A 6879-nucleotide genomic window follows, 5' to 3' on the forward strand; every position below is an offset into this window, starting at 1 on the left:
CCGGATTGTAAAAAATAATAAGCAGCGGATGGAAACCTGCTTGTATCAGGGATGAGAATGTCCGTCATCCTTCATATATGTATCAATATTTTCTTCGGTAAGCACCTGGGAATCCAGAATCTCATTTTCTCCTGTTCCCTCTCCCTCCAGATCCTTCACAATATACCGGATGGTTTCATAACCGATCTGATAACCGGACTGCGCGCCAAGCGCCACGATACGCCCATCCTGAACCGCTTTCAAGGCATCTTCCTGAGCATCTACGGAAACAATAGAAATCTCCCGTCCTTCAGTTGCCTCTGAAAGTCCCAGGGCCGTCACTGCACTTGTGGTCATGATTCCGTTAAGATCCGGATACTTCACCAGGATCTCATCCACATCCTTCTGGGAAACCCGCATATTGCTGTATCCGTTCCGAACCATTTCAATGGTGATCCCAGGCTCTTTTTCCATATATTTTTCAAATCCGGCAACACGCATCCGGTGTCCAGCCTGCTTAAAATCACCGGCGATCACGCCAATCTTTCCTTTATGATCCAGAGCCTTTGCAAGCTGCTCGCCCAGCTCATAGCCTAGTTTTTCATTGTCAATTCCAATATAAGGGATTTCTGAATCCTCTATGGGAGTATCACAGGCATATACAGAAATCCCCTTTTCTCTTGCGAAATTTAAATAATCTTCGCATTCATAGGAATCTATAGGAGAAACTGCCATCGCCTGGATATCGGTTTTCAGAAGATCCCGGATCATATTTTTCTGAACCTCTTCTTCTGTTTCGGAATCCGGAGACAGAATCACCACATCTGCATGATATTTTTCTGCCGCATCTTCCATTCCGTCGCAGACAGACAACCAATATTCACTGCTTTTAGATTTTGTAACAACACCGATCGTTACCTGCTCTTCTTCTGTTTTCTTTGCAGAAGACCCGCATCCGGAAAGGCTGCAAACTCCTATGACTGCCACCAGAATACAGATATATTTTTTTCTCATGAAGGATATGCCTCCTTTTCTTTTGCAGCTATATTTGCCACGGAAAAAAAGACTCCGGAGCCTTTTTCTCCGGTCCGGAGTCTTTTCCTATCTGGCAATGCAGGGTTTACATTTACATTTTACCAGAGTTTTCTGTAGATTTCTTTTACTTCCTCTTCTGTTACATCACGCATGGTATTCTGAGGACTTCCACTGTCCATGGCATCATGTGCCATTTTGTCGATGACGTTGAAGAACTCTTCTTTATTGATACCGAACTGTTCCAGAGTCGGAGTATCCAGTTCATTTACAAGTGACTCTACTGCTTTCAGGAATTTCTCAGCTGCTTCCTGATCAGAATCAGTTGCATCCGCCACACCAATATCACGTCCCAACGCTCCGAATCTGTCGTATGCTCCGGGAAGCGCAAAGGTAAGGCACTCCTTCAGAAGCATGGCATTGGAAAGTCCGTGTGCTACATGGAACAGTGCTCCGATCGGACGGCTCATTCCATGGATAATGGTAACAGATGCATTGTTAAATGCGATTCCTGCCTCAAGAGCAGCGACAGACATCTGTACACGAGCTTCTTCATTCTTTCCGTCTTTATATGCAACCGGAAGATATTTAAAGATCCTCTTTACTGCAGATACTGCAAAAGTATCGGAAAGTGTCTGTGCTTTTCTGGATGTATAAGCTTCCACACAGTGGCAAAGTGCATCAAGACCTGTTGCTGCTGTGATCTTTGGAGGTGCAGTCATAGTAAACTGCGGGTCGATAATGGCAAGATCCGGCATGAGAACTTTGCCTTTAAGAAGCATCTTGATGTCTTTTTTGGTATCCGTGATAATCGTGAACTGTGTTGCCTCAGATCCCGTTCCTGCTGTGGTAGGGATCGCCGCCATTGGCGGCATCTTTACATCGATCACTTTTCCCATGTAGTCGGAAATGCTTCCACCGTTTACTACCAGTGAGCCGATGGCTTTCATAGAGTCAATAGGGCTTCCACCTCCCAGAGCTACCAGGAAATCACAGTTCTCATCTTTATAGATCTGTAAGCCTTTTTCGATCATGGTATCTGTTGGCTCACCACAGATGTCAGAATAAATGCTGTATTCAATGCCCTGATTTGTCAGCGCCTTCTCAACTTTTGCACAGTTTCCCAGGTCGATCATTACTTTATCGGTTACGATCAGAGCTTTTTTACCAAGGAGTTTCAGTGCTCCTTCTGCCATGTCCAGTGCTCCGGAACCAGAAATAATTTCTCCAGGTACAATAAATTCTCTTGCCATTGTCAAAATCTCCCTTCAGTCAGTACAATTTTTTTCATAATAGCAGCAGGTCTACTGCTGTCCGCTCCTCACGAACAACAGCATTTTCCTCTTCCTGCTGTCTGTTATTTACGATCCAGTATCAGTATCTCCGAATCCTTAAAACTCGGCGTCATGAAGCCAGGTATATCTCTCATCCTCGCAGCGGTCTGTCTGCAGCCACGGATTTCCGTCAATGTGGCGGATCATCCAGCATGTATACATCTGATATCCAGGTGCAACTGCCTGCGGATGAAGCTCTCCTCCTGGAATTGCGGAAAAGCTCTCGTCTGTACTCTTAAATACCTGATCACCGACAAAGCTTGCTCCAAATCCTTCCGGATGATCAAATTTGAAAAAGTATGTCTCAGGCTGCGGATGTCTGTGCGGCAGGTATCCGGACCAGTTTCCTCTGTCATTGAGAACCTCACCAAGTACCATATTGGACTCCGGTGAAATGTCATGATCGAAGATGGTGTTTACTCTTCTCTTCGCAACATTTCCGAACTTGCCTACGCAGGAATATCCCCACGGAGCATCTTCCGGTTTGTAGAGTTTTGCACCGAAATCTTTCTCGTTCTTTGTGCACTGAACAAGGATCTGTGACTCTGCATTTGCTACAACTGTAATCTCAGTTCCTGTGCATCCGTGAACACACCATGGTCCCTCTGTGAACACGTCTTTTCTGGTTGCTGTAGCTTCGTTTCCGTTCCATTTATAGGTAATGTTTCCGGAGAGGAGGAGAACTGCTGTCTCCTCACCCTCTCTTAAAAATGTTCTTGTCTCTCCTGATTTCATACGGTAAACACGGATGTCCATCATCATGGCCTTGTACTCATTATCGTATGTTGTAAGAATCTTTTCGCCTTTTTCGTCATATTCCGGATAACCAAATACTTTACTCATTTTCTTACCTCCCAGATTAGTACAGTCTTGCCTCTTCACGGCCTTTCATAACTCCCTCGCAGGCCTTTCTTACGCTTTCTTTCTCAGATGTTGTTGCGATTCCTACATCCCACCAGGACTCATATCCGTCTGTCATGGTCTTCGGGATAACTTTGAGATCAAAGAGGCATGCGATCTCCTGCTTTTTGGCATCTTCCAGAGCGTCTACCAATTCCTGGATGGTGCGGCAGGTATAGGTCTTCAGACCATAGCCTTCGCCGATCTTTGCATAATCTACAGGGATCAGATCTCCGGTCGGTTTCTTGCCGTCTGTATAACGGAACTCTGTTGCAAGGCTTCCGATTCCGTGGTTCATCTCAAGGTTATTGATGCAGCCAAATCCGCAGTTATCGAATACCATGATATTGACTTTCTGTCTCTCCTGCATGATAGTCATGATCTCACTGTGGAGCATCTGGAAGCTGGAATCTCCAACTACGCAGTATACTTCATTATCCGGCTCAGCAAATTTCACACCGAGGGTAGCGGCAACCTCATATCCCATACAGGAATATCCGTACTCTGCATGATATCCGCCACGTTTGTCTGTTCTCCACATACGCTGCATACAGCTTGGAAGGGAACCGCCTGCTGTGATGATGGTTGCATCTTTGTCGATAGTTCTGTTGATCGCTGCAAGTGCTGCTGTCTGTGTGATCTTTCCGTTTGTAAGCTTTACATATTCCGGGATCGTACGAGGATCTCTTGCCTTGATCAGCGGCTCAAAATCATCTCCTGTGTACTCAATGCTTCCAAGGCGCTCCATCTCTTTATCCCATGCAGCTTTTGCTTTCTCGATCTCATCTGTATATGCAGATTTATATCCTCTTGCACGAAGCTTTTCTGCTAGTGCTTCTACGGTAGCTTTTGCATCACCCACTGCTTTTACTGCATCCATCTTGTATGCGTGGAATCTGCAGTTGTTGATACTTACAAACTGAACATCCTCATTCTGGAACAGATGCTTGGAGCTTGTTGTAAAGTCAGACATTCTGGAACCGATAGAAATTACCACGTCTGCGTCTTTACCAATGATGTTGGAAGCGTAGGTTCCTGTTACACCGATACCGCCAAGACAGTACGGATTGCCGGACTGGCAGGCACTCTTTCCGGCCTGTGTCTCGCCGAATGGGATCTTGAATTCCTCGCAGAATTTCTCAACAGCTTCTCCGGCTTCTGAGTAACGGACACCACCACCAACAACGATAAGCGGTTTCTTCGCTCCTGCGATGACCTCTGCCACATCCTCAAGCTCTTCCTCTACTGCAACCGGTCTTGTGATCCTGTGCACTCTCTTCTTGAAGAAGTACTCCGGGAAGTCAAAGGACTCACCCTCAACATCCTGGCAAAGTGCGATGCAGCATGCACCTGTTTCAGCCGGATCTGTAAGAACTCTCATTGCATTGATCAGAGCGGTCATGACCATCTCCGGTCTTGTGATCCTATCCCAGTATTTGCAGACTGGTTTGAATGCATCGTTCGTACTGATGGCAAGGCTGCTGCTCTGCTCCAGCTGCTGGAGAACCGGGTCAGGCTGGCGAGATGCAAAAGTATCTGCCGGGAATACAAGAAGCGGAATATTATTTACAGTTGCTGTTGCACATGCTGTTACCATGTTTGCAGCTCCAGGTCCGATGGAGGAAGCGCATGCAATGATTTTTTTGCGGTTGCTCTGTTTTGCAAAAGCGGTAGCAACGTGGCACATACCCTGCTCATTTCTTCCCTGAAGAACCTTCAGCTGTCCCGGATTTGTATCCAGTGCCTCACCAAGTCCTACAGCAATACCGTGTCCGAAGATCGTGAAAAATCCTTCTACGAATTTTGTCTCCACTCCGTCCATGGAAACATACTGATTATCCAGAAATTTTACAATTGCCTGTGCAGTTGTCATTCTTACTGTCTTTGCCATTTTTTCCACTCCTTTTCTTTATACTCTTGCGATCATTTCGCCGAATTTTTCTTTTTCATCTTTAATGAATGCGTGAACTTCATCCGGTCCCGGAAGGGAATCGGAGCAGTTGTTGCTCTTAACCATCATGGATGCCTCAGCAGAACCAAACTCCAGGCAGTCAATGATCTCCCAGCCCTGATACAGTCCATACAGGAATCCGGAGCCGTATCCGTCGCCGCCGCCGAAACCTTTTCTTGCCTCAACCGGGAATGGCTTGATGCTGAACTTCTGTCCATCAACTGTGTAGGCTGTGGAACCCTTCATACCGTGTTTGATGACAACGATCTTTGCATTTTTTGCCTGCCAGTAAGCTGCACTCTCCTCATCAGTCATGCCTTCTTTGATCAGTTTCTCTGTAAGGTCAAACTCTTCTCTGGAGCCCATGATGATGTCAGCTTCCTTAGCCACGATGGAATAGTAGATGGAAATCTCATCTGCATTCTTCCAGTTGTACTCTCTGTAATCAATATCAAAAATGATCTTTGTGTTTACTTTCTTAGCAAGCATAACCGCTTTGATCGCTGCTTCTCTGGAAGGGCTCTCTGCAAGAGCAGTTCCGGAAATGAGGATCGCTTTTGCATTTTTGATATAATCCTCGTGGATGTCGTCTACATGAAGCTGCAGATCTGCGATACGGTTACGATACATGAGGATACTGCTTTCCTTTGGAGAAAGCATCTCGGTAAAGGTAAGTCCCAGCTTCTCTCCGTTTGTACATTTTGTGATCTGTGAGGTATCGATTCCTCTCTCATCAAAATAATCTACAACATACTCACCGAACTGATCATCCGAAACCTTTCCGATAAATCCTGCTTTCAGGCCATGCTTGGTAACACCTACAGCGATGTTTGCAGGAGATCCTCCTACAAATTTCTCAAACATATGTACCTTCTTCAGGGGTTTGAACTCCTCCTTTACCTGATCGTTGTAAGCAGGATTAAAATCAATGGCAACTCTTCCAAGGAGCACCAGGTCCATTGGTCTGGATTCATCAAATTCGATATACTTCATGATCTTACCTCCGTTTGTTTGATGGTTTATTTTTTACTTCTTTTTTATGTGCTTTTTTGATTTGCGTGCTTTTTCTTTTATTTAGCGTGCTTTCTTGCGTGTTTCTTATGATGTTAATATAGCACCGTTTTACAATTTGGGCAAGTACTTCTTTTCATTTTTCTTTTTTTCAGTTATTCTATACAATTTTTGTAGTTTTGTTTTGTTCAAAGTAGCTATTATCTACATGTGCATTTGCGTGTTGATTTTTTAGCACGCTATTAGCACGCGATCAAATGTATCCAGACAGTCGTTTTCTTGGAATCTATATTTCATATCGTAGTATCTTACAGATTTCCTGTAAATCGAGTAGGAGGGAGTGATTAGCTCCCGTCCTCTCACACCACCGTGCGTACCGTTCGGTACACGGCGGTTTCAATAGTTGATGTGCACAGACTGATAGGCTGTGGCTAAATCATAAAAGCCACCGTTTATCAGTCTTTCTTTTGTCATGGCTTTCTTAACTGTTGTCAAATTCGCACAATACCAGTGTCCTCTTCGGCAGTTTGCCGCCATGTTCGCATAGTATTCGTGTACTCCCATCTTTATCAGATTTCTTTTCTTTGTTCTTGGAAGTTTCCACTGTTTCCATATACACATGCGTATTCTATGATAGAGCCATCCGTTGATATCTTCAATATTGTTCTTCAT

Annotated in this window: 5 protein-coding genes and 1 pseudogene; all 6 read right to left on the bottom strand. The window is 44.9% G+C overall.

From position 1 onward, the window contains the following. Positions 1 to 45: 45 nt before the first annotated feature. Positions 46 to 993 (bottom strand): substrate-binding domain-containing protein, encoded by a 948-nt coding sequence (locus BLP57_RS07330; RefSeq protein WP_092070457.1) that lies wholly within the window; start codon positions 991 to 993, stop codon positions 46 to 48. 119 nt (positions 994 to 1112) lie between these two features. Next, the gene (locus BLP57_RS07335; RefSeq protein ID WP_015524408.1) at positions 1113 to 2264 is read right to left on the bottom strand and encodes an iron-containing alcohol dehydrogenase; all 1152 of its coding nucleotides are present in this window, start codon (positions 2262 to 2264) and stop codon (positions 1113 to 1115) included. A 138-nt stretch (positions 2265 to 2402) separates the two neighbouring features. Continuing rightward, the gene (locus tag BLP57_RS07340) at positions 2403 to 3188 is read right to left on the bottom strand and encodes a 5-deoxy-glucuronate isomerase (protein WP_092070461.1); all 786 of its coding nucleotides are present in this window, start codon (positions 3186 to 3188) and stop codon (positions 2403 to 2405) included. 16 nt (positions 3189 to 3204) lie between these two features. Beyond that, positions 3205 to 5136 (bottom strand): 3D-(3,5/4)-trihydroxycyclohexane-1,2-dione acylhydrolase (decyclizing), encoded by a 1932-nt coding sequence (gene iolD / locus BLP57_RS07345; RefSeq protein WP_015524406.1) that lies wholly within the window; start codon positions 5134 to 5136, stop codon positions 3205 to 3207. Between the two features lie 18 nt (positions 5137 to 5154). Then, on the bottom strand, positions 5155 to 6189 hold the full coding sequence (iolC, locus tag BLP57_RS07350; protein WP_015524405.1) for a 5-dehydro-2-deoxygluconokinase: 1035 nt from the start codon (positions 6187 to 6189) through the stop codon (positions 5155 to 5157). 414 nt (positions 6190 to 6603) lie between these two features. Beyond that, positions 6604 to 6879: pseudogene (locus BLP57_RS07355) on the bottom strand (group II intron reverse transcriptase/maturase); the annotation flags it as partial.

This window comes from Blautia sp. SF-50 (assembly GCF_900101315.1).
Lineage (GTDB): Bacteria > Bacillota > Clostridia > Lachnospirales > Lachnospiraceae > Blautia_A > Blautia_A fusiformis.